The sequence below is a fragment of the Marseilla massiliensis genome, from assembly GCF_016899855.1.
Classification (GTDB): domain Bacteria; phylum Bacteroidota; class Bacteroidia; order Bacteroidales; family Bacteroidaceae; genus Prevotella.
Window position 1 is genome coordinate 1 of sequence record NZ_JACJJG010000231.1, and the last position, 682, is coordinate 682.

A 682-nucleotide genomic window follows, 5' to 3' on the forward strand; every position below is an offset into this window, starting at 1 on the left:
GCCATGGCGCATTTCTTCAGTGTCAACCGTGACATATTCCTCCGCACGCTTTGTATGGTATCGGTCATGCTGTTCTTCACCTCGGCCGGCTCGTGGCAGGGCGAGGTCGTGCTGGCCGTAAATACTCTGCTAATGCAGTTCTATATGCTCTTTTCTTATGTCATGGATGGCTTTGCGTATGCCGGCGAGGCGCTTAGCGGGCGTTATTACGGCGCACGTAATGCCGGCGCGTTGCGCCGTACGGTACGCTGGTTGTTCTGTTGGGGCTATGGGCTGGCCGTTGCCTTCACCCTGGTTTACGCCATAGGCGGTGACGCATTCATGTCGTTGCTCACCGACGAGCCGTCAGTCGTCGCTGCGTCGCACACCTATTATTATTGGGCTCTTGCCATTCCGTTGGCCGGTGTGGCCGCTTTCGTGTGGGACGGTGTGTTCATCGGGTGTACAATGACGCGCGGAATGCTCATCTCGATGGCCCTTGCCGCCGCAACGTTCTTCATCCTTTACTATTCGTTGCACGGCACGTATGCCAATCATGGGCTGTGGGCTGCCTTTATAGCTTACATCTTTGTAAGAGGGCTTGTCCAAAGTTTAATTTATAGTAAACGAGCAGACGAGTGACGAGCAGACAAGGACATTTGCATTATAGAAGTTATAATTTGTTCTTTTTATATACAAACAA

The 682-nt window shown here is 52.2% G+C and carries 1 protein-coding gene; it reads left to right on the forward strand.

The features are described from left to right. On the forward strand, positions 1-621 hold a 621-nt coding region (locus tag H6A34_RS14535), incomplete at its 5' end, for an MATE family efflux transporter (RefSeq protein WP_262896362.1). Positions 622-682: the final 61 nt, after the last annotated feature.